At 40.4% G+C, this 17,815-nt stretch carries 18 protein-coding genes and 1 tRNA gene; 6 read left to right on the top strand and 13 right to left on the bottom strand.

The window, feature by feature from the left end; genetic code table 11:
- Nucleotides 1-60: 60 nt before the first annotated feature.
- Both AC1DV1_RS16700 and AC1DV1_RS16695 read right to left on the bottom strand, forming a co-directional pair.
- Nucleotides 61-1,026, bottom strand: coding sequence for an ISAon1 family transposase (locus tag AC1DV1_RS16700; RefSeq protein ID WP_477361171.1), 966 nt, complete (start codon nt 1,024-1,026; stop codon nt 61-63).
- Nucleotides 1,027-1,325: 299 nt separating this feature from the next.
- A tRNA-Asn gene (locus AC1DV1_RS16695) sits at nt 1,326-1,399 on the bottom strand.
- 86 nt (nt 1,400-1,485) lie between these two features.
- Here AC1DV1_RS16695 and AC1DV1_RS16690 point away from each other — a divergent pair.
- On the top strand, nt 1,486-2,400 hold the full coding sequence (locus AC1DV1_RS16690; protein ID WP_477361169.1) for a PfkB family carbohydrate kinase: 915 nt from the start codon (nt 1,486-1,488) through the stop codon (nt 2,398-2,400).
- 88 nt (nt 2,401-2,488) lie between these two features.
- On the opposite strand, the gene AC1DV1_RS16685 is transcribed toward AC1DV1_RS16690, so the two are convergent.
- The 5 genes from AC1DV1_RS16685 to murB all read right to left on the bottom strand — a co-directional run bounded on the left by AC1DV1_RS16685 (nt 2,489) and on the right by murB (nt 5,986).
- Complete coding sequence (locus AC1DV1_RS16685; RefSeq protein ID WP_477361167.1) at nt 2,489-2,743, bottom strand: cytochrome b5 domain-containing protein; 255 nt, start codon at nt 2,741-2,743, stop codon at nt 2,489-2,491.
- Nucleotides 2,736-3,419 carry a lycopene cyclase domain-containing protein gene (locus tag AC1DV1_RS16680; protein WP_477361165.1) on the bottom strand — a complete coding sequence of 228 codons (684 nt, stop codon included), beginning with the start codon at nt 3,417-3,419 and terminating at the stop codon, nt 2,736-2,738. The genes AC1DV1_RS16685 and AC1DV1_RS16680 overlap by 8 nt, the downstream gene beginning before the upstream one ends.
- On the bottom strand, nt 3,416-3,961 hold the full coding sequence (locus AC1DV1_RS16675; protein WP_477361163.1) for a hypothetical protein: 546 nt from the start codon (nt 3,959-3,961) through the stop codon (nt 3,416-3,418). Before AC1DV1_RS16675 ends, AC1DV1_RS16680 begins: the two co-directional genes overlap by 4 nt.
- 156 nt (nt 3,962-4,117) lie before the next feature.
- Complete coding sequence (locus AC1DV1_RS16670; protein WP_295712489.1) at nt 4,118-4,654, bottom strand: RNA polymerase sigma factor; 537 nt, start codon at nt 4,652-4,654, stop codon at nt 4,118-4,120.
- 267 nt (nt 4,655-4,921) lie between these two features.
- Nucleotides 4,922-5,986 carry a UDP-N-acetylmuramate dehydrogenase gene (gene murB / locus AC1DV1_RS16665; protein ID WP_477361200.1) on the bottom strand — a complete coding sequence of 355 codons (1,065 nt, stop codon included), beginning with the start codon at nt 5,984-5,986 and terminating at the stop codon, nt 4,922-4,924.
- Between the two features lie 493 nt (nt 5,987-6,479).
- On the opposite strand from murB, the gene AC1DV1_RS16660 reads away from it, so the two are divergent.
- Nucleotides 6,480-7,265 (top strand): hypothetical protein, encoded by a 786-nt coding sequence (locus AC1DV1_RS16660; protein ID WP_477361161.1) that lies wholly within the window; start codon nt 6,480-6,482, stop codon nt 7,263-7,265.
- A 10-nt stretch (nt 7,266-7,275) separates the two neighbouring features.
- Here the strand turns inward: AC1DV1_RS16660 and AC1DV1_RS16655 are convergent, their stop codons facing one another.
- Nucleotides 7,276-8,259 (bottom strand): glycosyltransferase, encoded by a 984-nt coding sequence (locus AC1DV1_RS16655; protein WP_477361159.1) that lies wholly within the window; start codon nt 8,257-8,259, stop codon nt 7,276-7,278.
- A 240-nt stretch (nt 8,260-8,499) separates the two neighbouring features.
- Here AC1DV1_RS16655 and AC1DV1_RS16650 point away from each other — a divergent pair, with 240 nt between their 5' ends.
- From AC1DV1_RS16650 to AC1DV1_RS16635, 4 genes are all read left to right on the top strand, one after another.
- Nucleotides 8,500-9,783 (top strand): sugar MFS transporter, encoded by a 1,284-nt coding sequence (locus AC1DV1_RS16650; protein ID WP_477361157.1) that lies wholly within the window; start codon nt 8,500-8,502, stop codon nt 9,781-9,783.
- A gap of 148 nt (nt 9,784-9,931) precedes the next feature.
- Nucleotides 9,932-10,831 (top strand): hypothetical protein, encoded by a 900-nt coding sequence (locus AC1DV1_RS16645; protein WP_477361155.1) that lies wholly within the window; start codon nt 9,932-9,934, stop codon nt 10,829-10,831.
- A 91-nt stretch (nt 10,832-10,922) separates the two neighbouring features.
- Complete coding sequence (locus tag AC1DV1_RS16640) at nt 10,923-11,516, top strand: hypothetical protein (protein WP_477361153.1); 594 nt, start codon at nt 10,923-10,925, stop codon at nt 11,514-11,516.
- A gap of 210 nt (nt 11,517-11,726) precedes the next feature.
- Nucleotides 11,727-12,320, top strand: coding sequence for a hypothetical protein (locus AC1DV1_RS16635; RefSeq protein ID WP_477361151.1), 594 nt, complete (start codon nt 11,727-11,729; stop codon nt 12,318-12,320).
- Nucleotides 12,321-12,814: 494 nt separating this feature from the next.
- Here the strand turns inward: AC1DV1_RS16635 and AC1DV1_RS16630 are convergent, their stop codons facing one another.
- The 5 genes from AC1DV1_RS16630 to AC1DV1_RS16610 form a co-directional block, all read right to left on the bottom strand.
- The gene (locus AC1DV1_RS16630; RefSeq protein WP_477361149.1) at nt 12,815-13,333 is read right to left on the bottom strand and encodes a hypothetical protein; all 519 of its coding nucleotides are present in this window, start codon (nt 13,331-13,333) and stop codon (nt 12,815-12,817) included.
- 150 nt (nt 13,334-13,483) lie between these two features.
- Nucleotides 13,484-14,887, bottom strand: a complete 1,404-nt coding sequence (gene lpdA, locus AC1DV1_RS16625; RefSeq protein ID WP_439694613.1) for a dihydrolipoyl dehydrogenase — start codon at nt 14,885-14,887, stop codon at nt 13,484-13,486.
- A gap of 197 nt (nt 14,888-15,084) precedes the next feature.
- Nucleotides 15,085-15,441 (bottom strand): endonuclease domain-containing protein, encoded by a 357-nt coding sequence (locus AC1DV1_RS16620; RefSeq protein ID WP_477361147.1) that lies wholly within the window; start codon nt 15,439-15,441, stop codon nt 15,085-15,087.
- 169 nt (nt 15,442-15,610) lie between these two features.
- A complete protein-coding gene (locus AC1DV1_RS16615; protein WP_477361145.1) occupies nt 15,611-16,609 on the bottom strand; it encodes a phosphotransferase enzyme family protein in 999 nt (332 codons plus the stop codon).
- A 37-nt stretch (nt 16,610-16,646) separates the two neighbouring features.
- Nucleotides 16,647-17,723: a hypothetical protein gene (locus AC1DV1_RS16610; RefSeq protein WP_477361143.1), complete on the bottom strand. Its 1,077-nt coding sequence runs from the start codon at nt 17,721-17,723 to the stop codon at nt 16,647-16,649.
- Nucleotides 17,724-17,815: the final 92 nt, after the last annotated feature.

Raw genomic sequence — 17,815 nt, 5'->3', positions numbered from 1 at the left:
TGTGCTGAAAAGGGCGTTGTCATGCTGAGGGATCAGTCGGAAAAGTTGGGGGGGCGATCCTCAGGCATATATTTTGGCAAGCCTGAATAGGAAGAAAGTAGTATCTCTTACTCCTCTTAAAGTAGCTCTAAAAGCTTTTGCCTTAGCATTAAATGATTCGGCTGAAGCATTTGTACTTCTGTTGTCGAAGAAGTTTAAGATAGACTCATAATGTGTTTGTACAGATTTAGATACGGTTTTAAAAGACTCAATTCCTGCATCTTCTACATCATTATACCAGATTGCCAGTCTTTTAAACGCCTGCTGCTTGTCTTTACAGATAGTGAAAATCTGCCCCAGCCGGACTGACAGGTTGTAGGCTTTGAGCAGCAAGGGATACCTTGGAAACAACAGATCAGCTCTTTCTTTCTGTGATACAGTCCATTTAGATGGGTGTTTAAATAGTAGATACCTGCTTCTGGCCAGTAATTGTTTTAAAGTATCCCCGTTGCTAAATACTTCAGGCTGATAGCTTTGCTTGTTCTTTTTAGCATCCTCTATTGCTTTGTTCTCTTGCTCTAATGCTTCCCAGCGATATTTGATCCTAGCTTCCTGTGCAGCATCATAAGCCAGCTTTTGTACATGGAACCGGTCAACAACCCGCACAGCATTATTGAAACACCTGCGGATAGCTTTGATCATGTTAGCAGCCATATCCATCGTCACTTCCTTAACTTTATTCCTTTTACGGACAGGTATTCGCTCCAGTACAGCCATGATCTGTTCGGCCTGTGTGCCTTTGATCATCGCTACGATAGCCTTTTTACCCCCTTTTGCTTCTTTATTGGTAACAATGGTATACAGTTCTCCGTTGCTTAAGGCGGTTTCATCTATACTCAGGTAAGGGCCTATATTATCTGCAAACAGCATCCACTCCTCTGCATGCTCTTTCTGACCCCAGCTGTGAAAATCACTCAGGTGATCTTTATATTGCTGACCGAGCTGCTTGCCGTCCACAGCCCTTGGATTCCAGTTGTGGCTTCTCATATCCTAATGGAGCAAGGTTCTTTTCTTCCAGGTAAATGTTCAATTGCCCGCTCTCAGATGAGCGAACATCCATAAGTTCAAAATATTCTAAAAGACCTTCAGGTAAGATTAAACGGACAAGGGTTTCGTATGCTGCTGACAAGGGTATTCGTATTTGTTATTCCTGTCGCAAAACAAATACTTTTTTTATTCCCCCACAAGAATTCCGCTTGATCCCAAAAAAACAGGTAGCTATTCAAAAAAACAGGTGAAAAAAAAATCCCCACTCGCCAGAGTGGGGATAATCATTGATTTTTATGCTCCTGAGGCTGGGCTCGAACCAGCGACCCTCTGATTAACAGTCAGATGCTCTAACCGGCTGAGCTACTCAGGAATCTTTTTCCGTTTGGAGTGGTGCAAAAGTATAATTTCTGCGGTAATTTCACAATATTTGCGCAAAAAAAATTTAAAATATTTTCCATGAGTTTGTTAGTTATTGGTACTGTGGCATTTGACGCAATTGAGACCCCCTTCGGAAAGACGGATAAAATCGTCGGCGGATCGGCAACCTTCGCAAGTTTGGGCGCATCTTACTTTTTTGATGATATAAATATCGTTGCCGTGGTAGGTGATGACTTCCCGCAAAGCGAGATTGAAGACCTTAACAAACACAATGTAGATACCGAAGGGCTGCAAATTAAACAGGGTGAGAAATCGTTTTTCTGGAGCGGCAGGTATCATAACGATATGAACAGCCGTGATACATTGGTTACCGAGTTGAACGTTTTGGCCGACTTTGACCCGATAATTCCCGAATCGTACCAGGACTGCGAATACCTGATGCTGGGCAATTTATCGCCGCAGGTACAGCAAAGCGTTATCGAACGCCTTAAAAACCGCCCCAAACTCATTGTAATGGATACCATGAACTTTTGGATGGATATTGCATTGGATGAATTGCTGAAAACTTTGAAACTGGTAGATGTACTAACCATCAACGATGCCGAAGCACGCCAGCTATCAGGCGAATTTTCGCTGGTAAAGGCTGCCCGTAAAATTTTAACCATGGGCCCGCAATACCTGATCATTAAAAAAGGAGAGCATGGTGCCTTACTTTTTCATGAGGATAAAATATTCAGCGCCCCTGCCCTTCCCTTAGAAGAGGTTTTTGACCCCACAGGCGCAGGCGACACGTTTGCCGGCGGGTTTATTGGCTATATGGCCAAAGCGAGCACTGTGAGCTTCGAAAGCATGAAAAACGCCATCATCTATGGCTCGGCCCTGGCATCATTCTGCGTGGAGAAGTTTGGATCTGAAAGATTAAGAAACCTGACACAGGAAGAAATTGCTGCCCGCATAACTCAATTTGTGGGGTTGGCCAAGTTTGAGATATAAGAGATCCTCTCCTTTGAAGAGGATTTAGCTTTGCATATTAAAAGGGGGCTGTTCCAAAAAAACAGCCCCTTGCTTTTTAGCTCCCCCTTCAGGGGGCTGGGGGGCTTGAACTTAGCGTACCCACTTTCTCAAACTTTTCAAATACTGTTTCGGTATGAGGGGCGTCAGCAAGCTCGGGGGTTAAATCCTGGCCGGCCCAGTGTCCGTAGTGTTTGCCATTGCGCCATAGGCGGCTTTCGGTAACATCGTATATAATGCCTTTATAAGCCACCCAAATCTGGGGTTTATCCTGCCCATTGCGCAGCGCCAGTTGCGATTTGGTATATTGGGGCAGGTTAGTCATTAGCTTTGTTTCTTGCTTTAAAGTACTCAAAAAAGCCAATATTCATAAGCAGTAAAGCCATCAGATAAAAATGATCTTCAACTGGGATTGTACCCACCCTCAAACCCATATTCTGAATGTTATTATAACTAACTATGGGGATAGATGTAAGTATGCCATTAACAACGTAAAAAGGTATCAGAGCAACCAAATAGGTAAAATAAAAACGGTTAAGCCAAACTGATTTAATTACATATTGAAATATCAAAATCAACAAAAGCAGTACCCCGCAAGTAATTGCTGTATATATACTATGGTAATAAAAAATTAATCCAGCGATGCAAAAGACGACAACCAAGCTACTGATGGTAGCCGTTATTCGCGCCTTTATTTGCCATTTTACATAGTAATTTAAGCATGCATAAATAAAAATACACGCAAACGGTACAGTTAAAAAGAAAAGCACTTCTTCTAACGGCAAACCCCAAATTGTAACACCGGTAATATATTGCGGGTTGAACGACCATACACCTTTCATGGTAAACAGCACATCCCAAAACAAAAAGAAAAGGCCGGTTATGACCATGCCCGGCCATATATATTTCCAGCTTTTGTAAAAATGCACCTTTTTATCAAATGATAATACAAACGGAAAAAACACTGTCAATATATTGATGGCCAAGTAAGTGTATCTCACTTTAATTCAGCTAAATGTTTGTTCAGATCATCATTTTGTGCGGGGGTGCAGCGTTTGGAATTCAGCAGAAATTTAATGATAGCTACCGTTAAATCCTTATCGCCGGTACCATAGTTTTTTTTATCAAGCTGAGCAATAATTTCGTCACGATCGGTAACCAGGTCTTTATTAAAACCTAAAAAGCCAGGTACATTATGCTCAACCGAAAAACGTAAAAACCGGATCTCGATATTATGCGGATCGGCGCTTACGGCTGTTTTGTAGGTAGCCTCGGCATTATTAAGGTGTTTCACCTTCATATAAGGGTTCCAGCTAAGCTTGGCCTTACATGCCGATAAGGTAGCAATGTATGCTTTGATAACCCCTGTAGGGTTCTTGATTACAGCCAGGCTTTTATATAATGAATCGGTTGTTTTGCTGCTGTTCATGCAAACTACCAGTAAATTCCGAATATGCCTCAGGTTAGGCTCATCTGCACGGCTTTGTTGGGTAACCAGCAACATCAGGATAATAGATGCAATAAAATAGATACGGTTGTTCATGAGGTGCAATTTAGCCGTTGTGGCGACGTGTCAACAGTCGCCTGATAGTTGCCCACGGCTTAGTCAAAAGTACAAATTGAAACCCATATTGTTTCAAAACAAAAAACCCGCCTTTGATAAGCGGGTTTTTTATTATATATGGTTGAGTTTATAAAATTAATTTTCAGCGTAAACAGGTTTGGCAATTCCGTTATCGTAGGCTTTCAAATTTTTCTTCAGTAGCTTGCGTGCTACGTGTATCCGGGTTTTTACGGTACCTATCGGTATCTCTAAATGATCGGCAATTTCATGGTATTTGTGTCCTTCAAAATACATGGTAAAAGGAATGTAATAATCGCCGGGCAACCTATCTAAAGCTCTTTTAATATCATCCATCACAAACTTGGCTTCACCTTGATTTTTTGTTGAACTGAATACCAGGTTTGGCGAAGAAATTTCGTCGCTTTTGGTAACAAATGTGCTCATTTTAACAAAACGGCGATAGTTGTTAATAAACGTATTTTTCATGATGGTGTATAACCATCCTTTTAAATTGGTACCTTCTTTAAACTTATTGTAATAAGTTATGGCCTTCAACATTGTATCCTGAACAAGGTCGTTAGCATCGTCTGCGTCGTGCGTAAAATGTAAGGCGTATGATCTTAATGAAGTTGCCTGGCGCAGTACAAGGGTGTTAAACTCAATCTTTGTCATTTTGTTAAAGTTTTGTGTTAACAGTTAGGCAAGCATAGTGCCAGTACTGTATTAAATACAGCACAAAACACCACTTCGGGCCTTAAAACCGGCTAACAAAACAAAAGTGTAAGAGTTACACTTTTTAAACAAACAACAACCTGCCTGTCAGACTATTAAATACTCAAAAAATCAACATCACACAGAATATTAAAACGAATATTCCTGCAAAAAATTTATTGAAAACAAATGAAAACAAAATCGAAAATTTAGTTAAAATTTAATTTCTTAACTAATAATATTCACCTCGCGTTGTAGCATAACGCCAAATTTAGCGTACACACTGTCTATAATTTGCGACGAAAAGTTGTAAACTTCAGCTCCGGTGGCTTCACCGTGATTCACTAATACCAGCGCCTGGTTCTTCCACGTTCCGGTGTGGCCAACGGTTTTTCCTTTCCAGCCGCATTGTTCAATAAGCCATCCGGCAGCCAATTTTACCTGTCCGTCGGCGGCCGGATAATTCACTACATCGGGGAACTTAGTGTGTACTGCTTCAAATTCCTGCTGGCCTATTACCGGGTTTTTAAAAAAACTACCGGCATTGCCTATCGTTGTAGGATCGGGCAGTTTAGATACCCGGATATGTGATACTACCCGCGATACATCTTTTATAGTAGGCGATGTAATGCCGCGGCTGGCCAGCTCCAACCCTATTGCACCGTACTGGGTATTGATGTTCGGGATAAGGGATAAATGGAACTTAACCGATACAATGATATACCGCCCTTTCAGCTCGCTTTTAAAAACACTTTCGCGATAGCCAAATTTACAATCGGCTTTGCTAAACGTTTTAAACGTACCGGTGGCAACTTCAAAAGCCCTGCAGCTTACAAAAGCATCTTTAAGCTCTACACCGTACGCGCCGATATTTTGAATAGGCGATGCCCCAACCGAACCCGGAATCAGGCTCAGGTTTTCAATCCCGGCATATTCACGGGCAACGCAAAAGTTTACCAAATCGTTCCATACCTCGCCGCCGCCGGCCTCTACAAATACATCGTTATGACTAATGCGGTGTTCAATGCCCCGGATATTCATGCGGATAACCAGGCCATCAAAATTTGTAACCAATAGTAAATTGCTGCCACCACCCAAAACCAACCGCTCGGTTTGCTGCCATTGCGGGTCGGCAAATAGTTCAACCAGGTCATCCTGGTGGGCTATTTCCACAAAATAACGCGCCTGGGCATCAATGCCGAAAGTATTAAAGTTTTTAAGTGATACGTTTTCCTGTATTTGCAGCATGGCGGTTGATTTCGGATGTCGGAATTTCGATTTCGGATTTGTCAGGGACGAATTTCGGAATTTTAATTAACATGAAATGGATGCATGCAAAAGTTGCCATTTCGGTTTAGTGGTAAATAAAACATGCATGCAGCAGTGTATGCTTAACCATGCAAAACAGAAGTAGAACTCCTTTTTTTGGTGCCCGAACAATACAAATTTACCTGTTTGCTTTTATATTTAAAACCCGCTTCCATTTCATCCACAAACTCTTAAAAATAACCCAATTAAATTCAAATTTTCCACAAAAAAACCACTATTTATTTCAAAAAAAATACAAAGAATTTCAAAAAAATACAGGGAGATTTTTTTGGTCAAAATCAAGAAAAAGCAGCCTGAAAAACCGGCAATCTTAGGTTTTAAACTGTCAAGTTCGCCACCGACACCTGCTTTTACTTGAGTCGTAAATTAAACATGGTCAGTAAAACAATTGAAAATGGGTAATCCTACAATTCGTCACAAAACCATTATATTTATCAAAAACTAATTGCCTAAGCCGATGAAAAAACTCTTAATACCTTTTGCTTTATATTTCGCCCTTCTTTCTTCAGCCTGCAATTCCGGGTCGCAAAAAACAGATGCGCAAAACTATGCCGATACCGCTGCAAACCCGGCTAAATCAATTATAGCTGTATTAAATTCAGAAGACCCTGTTTTAATTGATAGTTCAGAAAATGTAATGTACCCACTGGTAAATAGGCCAGCTGCCAACAATGATGGTGGCGGATCATTTGAAAGCAGCGGAAGCTCAAAAACGTATTGGAATATCATATTTTACAATACAGCCACCAAAAAATATCATTTGTTAGATACCGCGCGTAAAATGATCATCAATAGTTATAATACCTCATATGCTAACCGGGAGTACGGCTATTCTGACTCCTATTCATCTGATGTTGCTGCCCCGACTTCATTAAATGTATCAAAAAGAGGCAACTACATATTTTATTCGATAGTTATTGATGATTTTGACAGGAACGGTATAATCGACGGCAACGACCCCGACTACCTTTTTATATCCGATAAAGAAGGGAACAATTTCAGACAGATCTCGCCAGATAATCGTAATGTGAACAGCTGGGAACTAATTGAAAAATCGGGCAAGGTTTTGATGCAAACTGTCAGTGATACCAACCACGATAATAAATTTAGCGATGAGGAGGTTATTGTACCTTACATTTACGATTTAAAAAAAGGAGGAAAGACAGAAACTGTATTTGATACCCAATTCAGCAAAATGGTAAATGATTTACATCAAAAATTATGGCCGGTTAAAAACAAATAGCAACCATAGCCTACTCATTCCAGGGCAAATACTTTACCGTGTTGGCAACCTGTAATGTTGGTGAGCCCAAATTCAATTGTTCGCCATTTAATACACGCTCATACAACTTAAGATATTTTTGTACCATGGTGTGTACCATAAAGTTATCCATGGCATATTCGTAACAATGCTGGCTGCTAAATTGATTTATAGCCTTTAGTCCGTTTACCAGGTCCGATTTACGGTTACTTAACAGTCCAACTTCTGCCAGCACCAGTTCGGGTAGCGATCCGTAGGGCGTGCCCAATACCGGGCAGCCAAAATACATACTTTCGATGATAGCCAGGCCAAAAGGCTCGTGCCATAATACCGGGAACAACAATGCCCTGGAAGCATTTAGCACGGCAGCCTTTGCATCGTTATTAACCATGCCCTTAAACCGTACATTTAGGTTTGGTGTAAACCGCAGCCCCATTTTTAAATTGAGGCGCGTGCCGCCCAACACAATCAGCTTATTGCCGCTTTGGGTGGCTACATCAATAGCGCCTTTTACGTTTTTAACTTTCCAGGCGGCTTTGGCCAGGAAGTGGGCATGTGTCCGTTTTTTTGATAGATCGGGCTTGTGGTAATCATCCGGGTCGAGGCCGTGGTGTACAAAAGCTTCGCCGCCGTAGCGCGATGCCTGGTTGGCAGATACAAATACAGAGTTTCGATTTAGCAGCTGCCCAAAGCCGGGGTTATCATGTACATTAATCAAATAGGGCTTCTTGCTAAACCCATTTACCTGGAAGTGAAAGTGCACCACATCTACATCGTCGGGCACCTGCTGGTTAATGTCAACGGCAGGGTCGTAAAACAATACTTCGGCAAAAGGGCAGGTTGAACCGGGCGCGACAAGGTATGTAACCACATGGCCTAATCGATTCAGTTCTTTACCCAGCCACCAGATAACACGTTCGGTACCGCCATATTTAGGCGCCGGGATGCGGGTGTTATTTACTATTAATATCCTCATTTGAAAATGCAAGCGCCCGAATTTCGGAATTTAAATCGGATTGTTGTATTTTAGTGATATCCCGATTATTTCATATCCATTGTGCTATCCATTGACCTGGTTTAGTAAAAGCACCGATAAATCAATAATAAAATATTAATTTGTTAAATTTTCAACGCCAACATTGCAAATGCTAAACTTTTTTAATTATTTTAGAAACTTAATTAACTTCTTAACGATTTAAATAAAAAAATGACATCCATGAGCAATCCCGAAATATCGGCACCCAAAAAATCGGCAATAAATCCTATTCTTATTATAGGGGCCTTGTTCTTCATTTTCGGTTTTGTAACCTGGTTAAATTCGGTATTGATACCCTATTTAAAAATAGCCTGTCAACTTAATAATTTTGAAGCTTACCTGGTAACCAGTGCATTTTATATAGCCTACCTGTTAATGGCCAAACCATCGGCATGGGTGCTTAAACTATTTGGCTTTAAAAACGGTATGGCAGTTGGTTTGGTAGTAATAGCACTTGGCGCGCTTATATTTATCCCGGCTGCCACCACCCGCATTTACGCCGTTTTCTTAATCGGCCTGTTTGTTCAGGGTACGGGCCTGGCTATTTTACAGTCGGCATCCAATCCCTATATCACCATTATTGGCCCGCCCGAGGGTGCCGCCAAACGCATGAGCATAATGGGCATTTTTAACAAATGTGCAGGTGTGCTGGCACCAATAGCACTGGGCGCACTGGTGTTAAACAATATTGATAGCTTTAGTGCAAACCTGCTAAAACTTAGCCCGGCAGAAAAAATAGTACAGCTAAACGAGCTGGCATCAAGGGTAATATTACCTTATATCATTATAGTTGTTGTGCTGGCTGTTTTAGCCGTACTGATATTTTTCTCGGGCCTGCCCGAAATTGACACCGAGCATGAAGACGAAGCTGTTGCAGCGGCCAACTCGGGTAAAAACAGTATATTCCAGTTCCCGCATTTAATACTGGGGGTAATTGCTTTATTTTTTTACGTAGGTGCCGAAGTAATTGCCGGCGATTCTATCATCGGTTATGGTACGGCCAATCATATCCCGCTGTCGGTAGCTAAATACTTTGCGTCGGGTACCCTTATATGTATGGTTATAGGCTACTGCGCAGGCATTGTTTTTATACCCCGTTACATCAGCCAGCAAAAAGCCTTGGTTTACTCGGCTGTACTGGGTGCGGTGTTAACCATCATAGCATTGGTTACCCCCAAATATATTTCCATTGGCTGTATTGCACTATTAGGCCTGGCCAACGCTTTAATGTGGCCTGCCATATGGCCTTTAGCATTATCGGGACTGGGGCGGTTTACCAAAATAGGCTCGTCGTTATTGGTAATGGGTATTGCCGGAGCCGCTGTTTTCCCGCCGTTATATGGTTTACTGGTTGATAAATTAAGCGCACAGGAAGCCTATATGATGTTGATCCCTATCTACCTTTTCATCTTCTATTTTGCAACCATCGGTTATAAAAAAGGTAAACATGTGATAGCGGTATAAAATACGATCACAAAAGCAACAGGATCAAAAAACTTCGTTGCTCATTTTAAAACACCGGTATAAAAAGCTTTATATAAAGTCTGCTTATACTGGTGTTTTTATTTACGATATTGATTATTAACTTCAGCAGAAATATAATCCTTATCCGATGAAACCTAAATTGCTTCCTTTAATAGCCGCGTTTATTTGCCTTACACATTCCCTGTTTGCACAGGACTTTAGGACCACCTTCAGAGAACTTACCGGCAAAGGCGACACTACGGCAACACTAAAATTATTGCATACCTGGCAAAAAGCTAAACCGAATGACCCGGAAATGTACGTGGCCTTTTATAACTACTATGCCCTTGAAGGTTTAAAGGAGGTACTGAGTTTGCAAAAAGAACAACCCGGTGGCAAAAGTTTTCAATTAACCGACAGCGCGGGCAAAGTTGCCGGATACCTGGGCAGTCGGCCTGGGCTTAATATCAATTATTTAAACCAGGGATTTAAATATATCGATTCGGCGATAGCTAAATTTCCCACACGGCTTGATATGCGGTTTGGTAAAGTTTATGTACTTGGCCGGATGGAAGATTATGAAAAATTCACCGGGGAGATTATTAAAACTGTTGAATTTGGCCAAGGCATTAACTTTAAATGGTTATGGACAGATAACAAACCATTGGATGACCCCGAAAAATTCATGCTTGGTTCAGTACAAGACTATGTTATCCAACTTTTTAACGCGGGCGACCAATATACCGGCTATATGGGAGATATTGCGCAAACAATTTTAAAATACAAACCCGATCATGTAGAAAGCTTATCCAATTTAGCCATAAGTTATATGATAAAAAAGGATTATCCGCATGCTGTTGAACAACTTTTGAAAGCCGAAAAACTTGCACCACATGATTATATTGTATTAAATAACATTGCCTATTGCTATGAGCTTCAGGGTAACAAACCTAATGCTATAAACTACTACAAGCTTGTAAAACAATACGGCAATGACGAGGCAAAATTGGCAGCCGATAAAAAAATACAAGTATTGCAAAAACAATAAACTACTGTTATCTGAAACAGAATTATTTAGCCGAAAATAATAGCAACGATATTGATTATATTGCTGCCTTTTTAGTTTTATTACCTTATCCATGAAAATACGATTAAATTACTGGCAGTTATTTTTGTTGTTTTTGCCTATTATAGTTGGGATGCAAATATTTCACGTACCCCTCAATGTTCAGATAACCTATCGGTCGTATCTCCGGATGACCAATATGATTTTCAGCCTTGATATATGCCTCATCATTTGCTACCAGGCATATCTTGCCATCAGCTTTAATAACAGCAGGTTAAATAAACCCGACTGGTTTAATGTTAACGCGTTTATACCGGTGGTGTTTAATATCGCTTATTTTTTTTACGTGATATACTTAACATTTAAACCATATACGGCAATAAACGTCCATCAGGCTAACGGCCCAATTACAATAACCCGTTATAGCCCGATTTCGATGGCTATCGCAATACTTTTAGCTCATGCCATACTGACCTTCCTTTTTATAAATACCCCATTTGTGGCCAGGCAAATTAAAAAAGTTGCTGATAATGATGAACAAACCCGGCTTCGTGAAGACTACTTAAACCCGATGAAAAAATTGGTAAGAATGGCAATGATCGTGTTTGCTGCCGGAGTGATCCTATCGATAATACTTGATAGCATGGCTTTTTTTAGACCGAATTAAAACGCCTCTAATTTCTGAAGCGGAATTTTTCACCCTTTGTTTGTTTTTAAGGGCGTTCAAGAAGGCTACGCCGTTTATCGAATTAAAGAATTTTTAGAATTTCAAAATCCCTTGCAGCTAAATTCCGCCCATTCAAAAAATTCACTTAATTCAGGTTCAGACAATAGCGATATTGATTATATTACTACCGAATTAACTTAAAACTTATCCATGAAAATACGACTGAATTACTGGCAGCTGATATTGTTGTTTTTGCCATCAATAATTGCGTCCCAAATGTATAACATTCCTCACTCTTCCTGGCAGTCATATAGAATGATTAAAACAATATCAACCCTGCTCTTCGCGGTTAATCCATGTTTTATTGTTGGCTACCAGGCTTATTTAGCAACCAGTTTTAACAAGGCAATTAATGGGGCAAAGTGGTTTACCGTGAATGCGCTTGTGCCGGTAGTTTTCTTTATCGCATATTTCATTTACGTTGTGTGGTCGACAGAACTCAAACCGGTACGTTGGCATACCACGATTGGCCCCATGGAGCAAGCCGAGTTCGGATTTGTCTCTAAAGTAATAACTGTATTTTTAGTACACGCAGCAGTTACCTTCTTTTTGATAAATAACCTGTATGTTTCCAGGCAAATTAAACAGATATCTGACGACAGCACGAAAAATCAGCTAAACCTGGATTTTATGAAGCCTATGAAAAAACTATCGAATATATCGTACATTTCTTTAGCTGGTTTATTAATAATTGCAGCCATAGCTGATATTATGATTAGTGGGTTTATTCCAAATCAGGATTAAACTATGGCAGGCAATAACGACCGCCCCCACTAACAACGGTGAACATTATAATACAGATGACAACAAAAAACCTGGCTCTATGACGCTTTGTTTTGGTGTTCGATTTTAATTAGCTTCTACATAATTTCACCTAAGGGCCATCGGCCCGGCAAATATAGTAGCCACGGGTTTCAACCCGTGGATGATGGGCTAAACGACAACAATAGTGCCATCGGCACGACCCATATTTTGGTGTAAATTCAGGTATTTTCATTTTGTTCAAACCATAAATACGCATTGCTCATATGCATCGAACCTACGGCTCTCAATCGCTTTCTTCGTTTTTTCCACGGGTTAAAACCCGTGGCTACAAGATTGGCCGAGGCTACGCCTCTTTCGAGTGGCGAACAAGCTACGATTTGTCTATAAAATATATCTTTAGAAACTGAGCAGCAACCACATCGATGTTACCCATACAAAGCACGATAGCACCAAAAACCTTGCATGCGCTACACTCATTTCAGCTTTTTCCACTTAACGTATTTGGCATCCACCATGTAATGGCGTTCAATTTGTTTAGATAGATAAGGGCCAAATAAAAAATATTTACGCCTGTAGCCCGCCCCTCTTGCAGGTGTATAATTTAACTCAAAACGTTCATAACCATTTATTGTGTGGCCGTTTTTGAATTTATATAATTTATGCCCTTTTATTATCAGTGTATCAGGCCTTAAACCTTGAATATTATAGGTTTTAAAGGGAGCCGGATATATTTGCCATGGCGAATTACTTGTTGTATCAATGGTTGTTTTGCAGGCAAACAAAACAATGGTATCCTTATTCAATTTATATCTTCCAACAGCATCATCATTTGTTGTACAAACGTGATAACCATATTCAAATATTAAATCAGGCTTAAATTTAATGCATGTTATTTCATTTAAACCATCATCAACATATTTTTCAGCCAGCTTGATTTGACCTTTTACCGTAATAGAGAAAAGCAGGGTACAAGCTAACAATAGCGTTTTCATTTAAACAGCGTTTATCATAAGATGCCCCCATATTCAAAAATTCCATAAGCCGCCATCAAAATTCCTGTAAAATAAAAAAGCAGAAACAACCCAAATTGTCCCTGCCTTCGTTTATTCAAAAATCCGAAATCGAAATTCCGAAATCCGAACTTATATATGTATCGCTCTATTCTCCGTAGCTGCTAAACAAGCCTCGCGCATAGCTTCTGTATAAGTAGGATGCGCATGGCTGATCCGGGCGATATCCTCTGCAGATGCGCGGAACTCCATGGCCACTACAGCCTCGGCAATCATATCTGCGGCACGGGGGCCAATCATGTGTACGCCTAAAATTTCGTCGGTAGTGGCATCGGCCAGTACTTTAACAAAACCATCCAGGTCGCCGCTGGCACGTGCACGGCCGCTGGCTTTAAAGGGGAACGATCCTGTTTTATATTTTACACCGGCTGCTTTCAGCTGCTCTTCTGTTTGGCCAACGGCTGCAACTTCTGGCCAGGTATATACCACACCGGGGATCAGGTTATAGTCAATGTGTGGTTTCTGGCCGGCAATAATTTCGGCAACCAGTGTACCTTCATCTTCGGCCTTGTGGGCAAGCATGGCACCTTTAATTACATCGCCAATGGCGTAAACACCTTTAACGCTGGTTTCCAAGTGATCGTTCACGGTAATTTTGCGGCCACGTTCTTCAACGGTGATGCCAATTTTATCTAAACCTAAACCATCGGTATAAGCTACGCGGCCAACGGCCACCAGGCAATAATCGCCTTTTAACTCTTGTTTCTCGCCTTTAGGTGTATCAAAAGTAACGGTCACTTCTTTACCTTTTACGGTAGCGCCGGTTACTTTATGGCCCAGGTAAAACTCCATACCCAGTTTGGTCAGCACTTTTTGCAGTTCGCGGCCAAGGGCTTTGTCCATAGTTGGGATAATGCCATCCATAAACTCAATTACAGATACTTTTGCACCTAAACGGGCATATACCGAACCCAGCTCCAGGCCAATAACGCCGCCGCCAATCAGCACCAGGTGCTTAGGCACTTCGGTAAGCGACAAAGCCTCGGTTGAGGTAATGATGCGTTTTTTATCGATCTTTAAAAATGGCAATGCCGATGGTTTTGAACCTGTGGCAATAATTACATTTTTACCGGTTATCTCGGTTTCGGTACCATCTGCCTTTTTAACGGTGATGGTGTTTTTATCTTTAAATGATCCTACACCGTAGTGGGTGTCAATCTTGTTTTTCTTCATCAGGTAGCTAATGCCGCTGGTATTGGCATTTACCACTTCCTGCTTGCGTTTTACCATCTGGCCAAAATCGATACCCAAATTTTCCAGCTTAATACCATGGGTGGTAAAAGTGTGGGCAGCGTTATGGTAGTGTTCGGATGAATCAAGCAGGGCCTTGGATGGGATACAGCCCACATTAAGGCATGTACCGCCAAGGGTACTATATTTTTCGACGATAGCCGTTTTTAAACCCAACTGGGCGCAACGTATAGCGGCTACATAGCCACCTGGGCCCGAACCGATAACGATAACATCATATTGCATAGTATTTTGTTTTATAGGACGGCAAAGTTAGGAGTAATTATTGAATTAGTGAGTTAGTGAATTGGTGATTTGTACACGACATCCATTTTGAACGCTGGCGAAGACTCACCCGGCGAGGCTATGCCCGCCACCCTCTCTTCAACCTGCGGCTGGAAAGAGGGGCTTGAATAATTAATGAAAACTAACGATGTAATTAACTATAAATAGGCTTTGATTTTATTTAAAACCATCGCGGTGTTATTTAAAATCAGGTCATTTTCAAACCTCAAAATTTGTAGTCCTGATTTGGCTAAAACCTCGTCCCGGTTTTGATCATAATCCTTTTTCAGTAAATGTACAGGTCCATCTGCTTCTATTACAAGCTTTGCTTCATGACAATAAAAATCCGCGATGTAGTAAATTGTCCCTTTGGTACTTGATTGAACTCCGATAGGATATTGTCTTAGAATTTTCTGGGCAAAGACTCTCCTGTTTCTCAATCTCTGCCAAAGTAATTTCTCCGCAGGGGTTTCGTTTCGACGTAACTCTCTACAAAAATCAGTAATGGACGACATTTTTAAATTTACAAAAAACACTCTTTATTGGTAAATAACTTTTTGTTTTTTGAAAGGTATTCACATCTAAACTTCCTTTGAGTTAATTAGCATTCAAGCCCCTCTTTCCAACCGCAGGTTGAAGAGAGGGTGGCGGGCGGAGCCTCGCCGGGTGAGTCTTTTCAGCGTTTCACCCCTCACCATACTTATCCACCCAAACTTTTATCAACGCAACCCTATCCTTAATAAACTTCGGCCCAAAAAACGAGTTCGACCAATCATCAAAATGTTCATACTGAAACCCGAGGTAAAAAATCCAGAAGCCAACGCCAAGGTAAGGGATAGCTTTGAGTTCATCGTCGCTAATGGCTCTTGTTTCACGGTATGCAGCCACAAAAACGGCAAACATGCGGCCGGCTTCTTCGTCCGTTAACATGCCTGTATACACGTGCATAAAAAAATGGACGAAAAACGACATCAGGTCGTTAACAAGCAACCCTTTGCCCGCAAAGTCGAAATCGAAAAATGTTAAATTACCGGCATCATCAAAATGAAAGTTCTTGGGCAAAAAATCGTACTGGCAATAGCCATAGCTAAAGTTAGCGGTATTCAACAAGCTTAGCTTTTGCGCTACCCTACCCGCCAGGTCTCTTAAATAAGCATACTCATCAGGCAGATCCTTAAAAGCAGGTTCAAAACTTTTTATAGGATTGATAAGCGTAGTTTCAATACTATATTCCCTGCGGGGATGGCTAAGGCGGACCACCGACGTGATGTTATGCACCTTGGCCATCTGCCGGCCAACGGTTTTTAACTGCCCGTCGTTTAAATCCATAACCGGGGCTCCTTCGGCGTACGAGAACAGGATACCGTAGCGGACACCTTCGGGCGCGTCGAATTGTTGCAGCTGGCTGCCATCGATAGCGGTTATAGGGTAAGCTACATTTGCGCCGCCATTTTTCAACAAATTGAGCAGTTCAATTTCCCCTTGTATTTCATCGTGCGGGCGGTGTTGTTCGCGGTAGATCTTCAGTACATATTTGGCATCAATTGCCTCGATGATATAGGTGTCGCTTACCCCGCGCAATAAAAACCTGCAATTAATTAACCGCAGGCCATAGGCAGCCCCGATATAATTTTTTAATGCAATGGCAGATAACGTGGAGTATTGTACCGGAAAATGTGCCATAGTAAAAGTGGATATAAGAACAAAAATCACCTATTAATTATTGAGTTTTCATATTATCTTTAGATAATATTTCAGGATACGGCGCTTGGATTAACTCAAAATACTTTTTATCATAAGGCAAACTCACAGTGTCTCTTCTTTTAGTTTTATGTGAACATATGATTGTATGTACACAGTTTGCACACTTCTTGGGCTTGATATTTTCTAAATTGATGTTTTCAAATTTCCTTATGTTAAACTCACTTACCTTGTTGAATGTATTGTCTAGAAAATTTTTAATACTGTGATTTCGTTCAATTTTTAGAACATGACATTCTTCAATTGAAGAAGCATTGTTATAAAAACTGTAAGTCCAATAGACCAAGTATCCATATTCAATTTTGTATTGACTTAAATAGTAAATATATGCGGCTAGTTGGATTTTGTGATTATTTGAGAAAAGAATTTCTTTACTACTAATCGGCTTAAATTTTTCTTCGACAACATACAATTGGTCTTTTGTATTTTTTAAAATATAATCGGGCTGCCCTATAAATCCATTTTCATCATTTATAAAATAATTATTTACACTTCCGTTATGTCCAGAAAATATAAGTTTAGATGAGTTTATTTCATCAAAAAACAATTGGTTTTCGTCGTTAATATACCTTTTACTATACCCTTCTTTTTTATCCTGATTATTATGGTTATTTATTAATCGATGCTCTTCATGAAAATCTACTCCTTTTTCTGCTAAAATATTAATAGGAATCGTGAATGATTTACTGATTGAGTAACCAACTGGACAGTAAGTGTAATTTGCTAAATCCGTAGCTGAGATATATTTACTACTTGACTTTATTTCATTGAAAGCTAACTTTCTTTTGTAGGAATATTCTAAATAAAGGAGGTCTACTATGCCGAAACTTTCCGGCACCCAAAATTCGTCTTGTAAAATATAATATCGGCTTTTGGGGTCATTTTCTGATAAATCATTTTTTTTAATAGCCCCCAGTTTTTTATAGATATTGGCAATTCTTCCTAAATAATCTAAATAGATAACCGAATGATCATCCATGACAAATCCAAGTCTTGCTAACAAATACCCCATAAATGCAGCTTGTTTTTCTGTCATGATAATAGATTCTATTCCAAGATAATTATTATTTTATTATAACAACGGTTTATTAATTTCGAAAAACTCGATAACTCTTTTAAGTGACGCCT

Source organism: Mucilaginibacter sp. P4_D1, from assembly GCF_056401935.1.
This window is presented reverse-complemented; position numbering and strand designations above follow the sequence as displayed.

Excerpts from the sequence above, each read along its gene's own strand:
- AC1DV1_RS16700 (WP_477361171.1), bottom strand. The coding sequence starts at position 1,026 with ATGAGAAGCCACAACTGGAATCCAAGGGCTGTGGACGGCAAGCAGCTC.
- AC1DV1_RS16690 (WP_477361169.1), top strand. The coding sequence starts at position 1,486 with ATGAGTTTGTTAGTTATTGGTACTGTGGCATTTGACGCAATTGAGACC.
- AC1DV1_RS16685 (WP_477361167.1), bottom strand. The coding sequence starts at position 2,743 with ATGACTAACCTGCCCCAATATACCAAATCGCAACTGGCGCTGCGCAAT.
- AC1DV1_RS16675 (WP_477361163.1), bottom strand. The coding sequence starts at position 3,961 with ATGAACAACCGTATCTATTTTATTGCATCTATTATCCTGATGTTGCTG.
- AC1DV1_RS16670 (WP_295712489.1), bottom strand. The coding sequence starts at position 4,654 with ATGACAAAGATTGAGTTTAACACCCTTGTACTGCGCCAGGCAACTTCA.
- AC1DV1_RS16660 (WP_477361161.1), top strand. The coding sequence starts at position 6,480 with ATGAAAAAACTCTTAATACCTTTTGCTTTATATTTCGCCCTTCTTTCT.
- AC1DV1_RS16655 (WP_477361159.1), bottom strand. The coding sequence starts at position 8,259 with ATGAGGATATTAATAGTAAATAACACCCGCATCCCGGCGCCTAAATAT.
- AC1DV1_RS16650 (WP_477361157.1), top strand. The coding sequence starts at position 8,500 with ATGAGCAATCCCGAAATATCGGCACCCAAAAAATCGGCAATAAATCCT.
- AC1DV1_RS16645 (WP_477361155.1), top strand. The coding sequence starts at position 9,932 with ATGAAACCTAAATTGCTTCCTTTAATAGCCGCGTTTATTTGCCTTACA.
- AC1DV1_RS16640 (WP_477361153.1), top strand. The coding sequence starts at position 10,923 with ATGAAAATACGATTAAATTACTGGCAGTTATTTTTGTTGTTTTTGCCT.
- AC1DV1_RS16635 (WP_477361151.1), top strand. The coding sequence starts at position 11,727 with ATGAAAATACGACTGAATTACTGGCAGCTGATATTGTTGTTTTTGCCA.
- AC1DV1_RS16630 (WP_477361149.1), bottom strand. The coding sequence starts at position 13,333 with ATGAAAACGCTATTGTTAGCTTGTACCCTGCTTTTCTCTATTACGGTA.
- lpdA (WP_439694613.1), bottom strand. The coding sequence starts at position 14,887 with ATGCAATATGATGTTATCGTTATCGGTTCGGGCCCAGGTGGCTATGTA.
- AC1DV1_RS16620 (WP_477361147.1), bottom strand. The coding sequence starts at position 15,441 with ATGTCGTCCATTACTGATTTTTGTAGAGAGTTACGTCGAAACGAAACC.
- AC1DV1_RS16615 (WP_477361145.1), bottom strand. The coding sequence starts at position 16,609 with ATGGCACATTTTCCGGTACAATACTCCACGTTATCTGCCATTGCATTA.
- AC1DV1_RS16610 (WP_477361143.1), bottom strand. The coding sequence starts at position 17,723 with ATGACAGAAAAACAAGCTGCATTTATGGGGTATTTGTTAGCAAGACTT.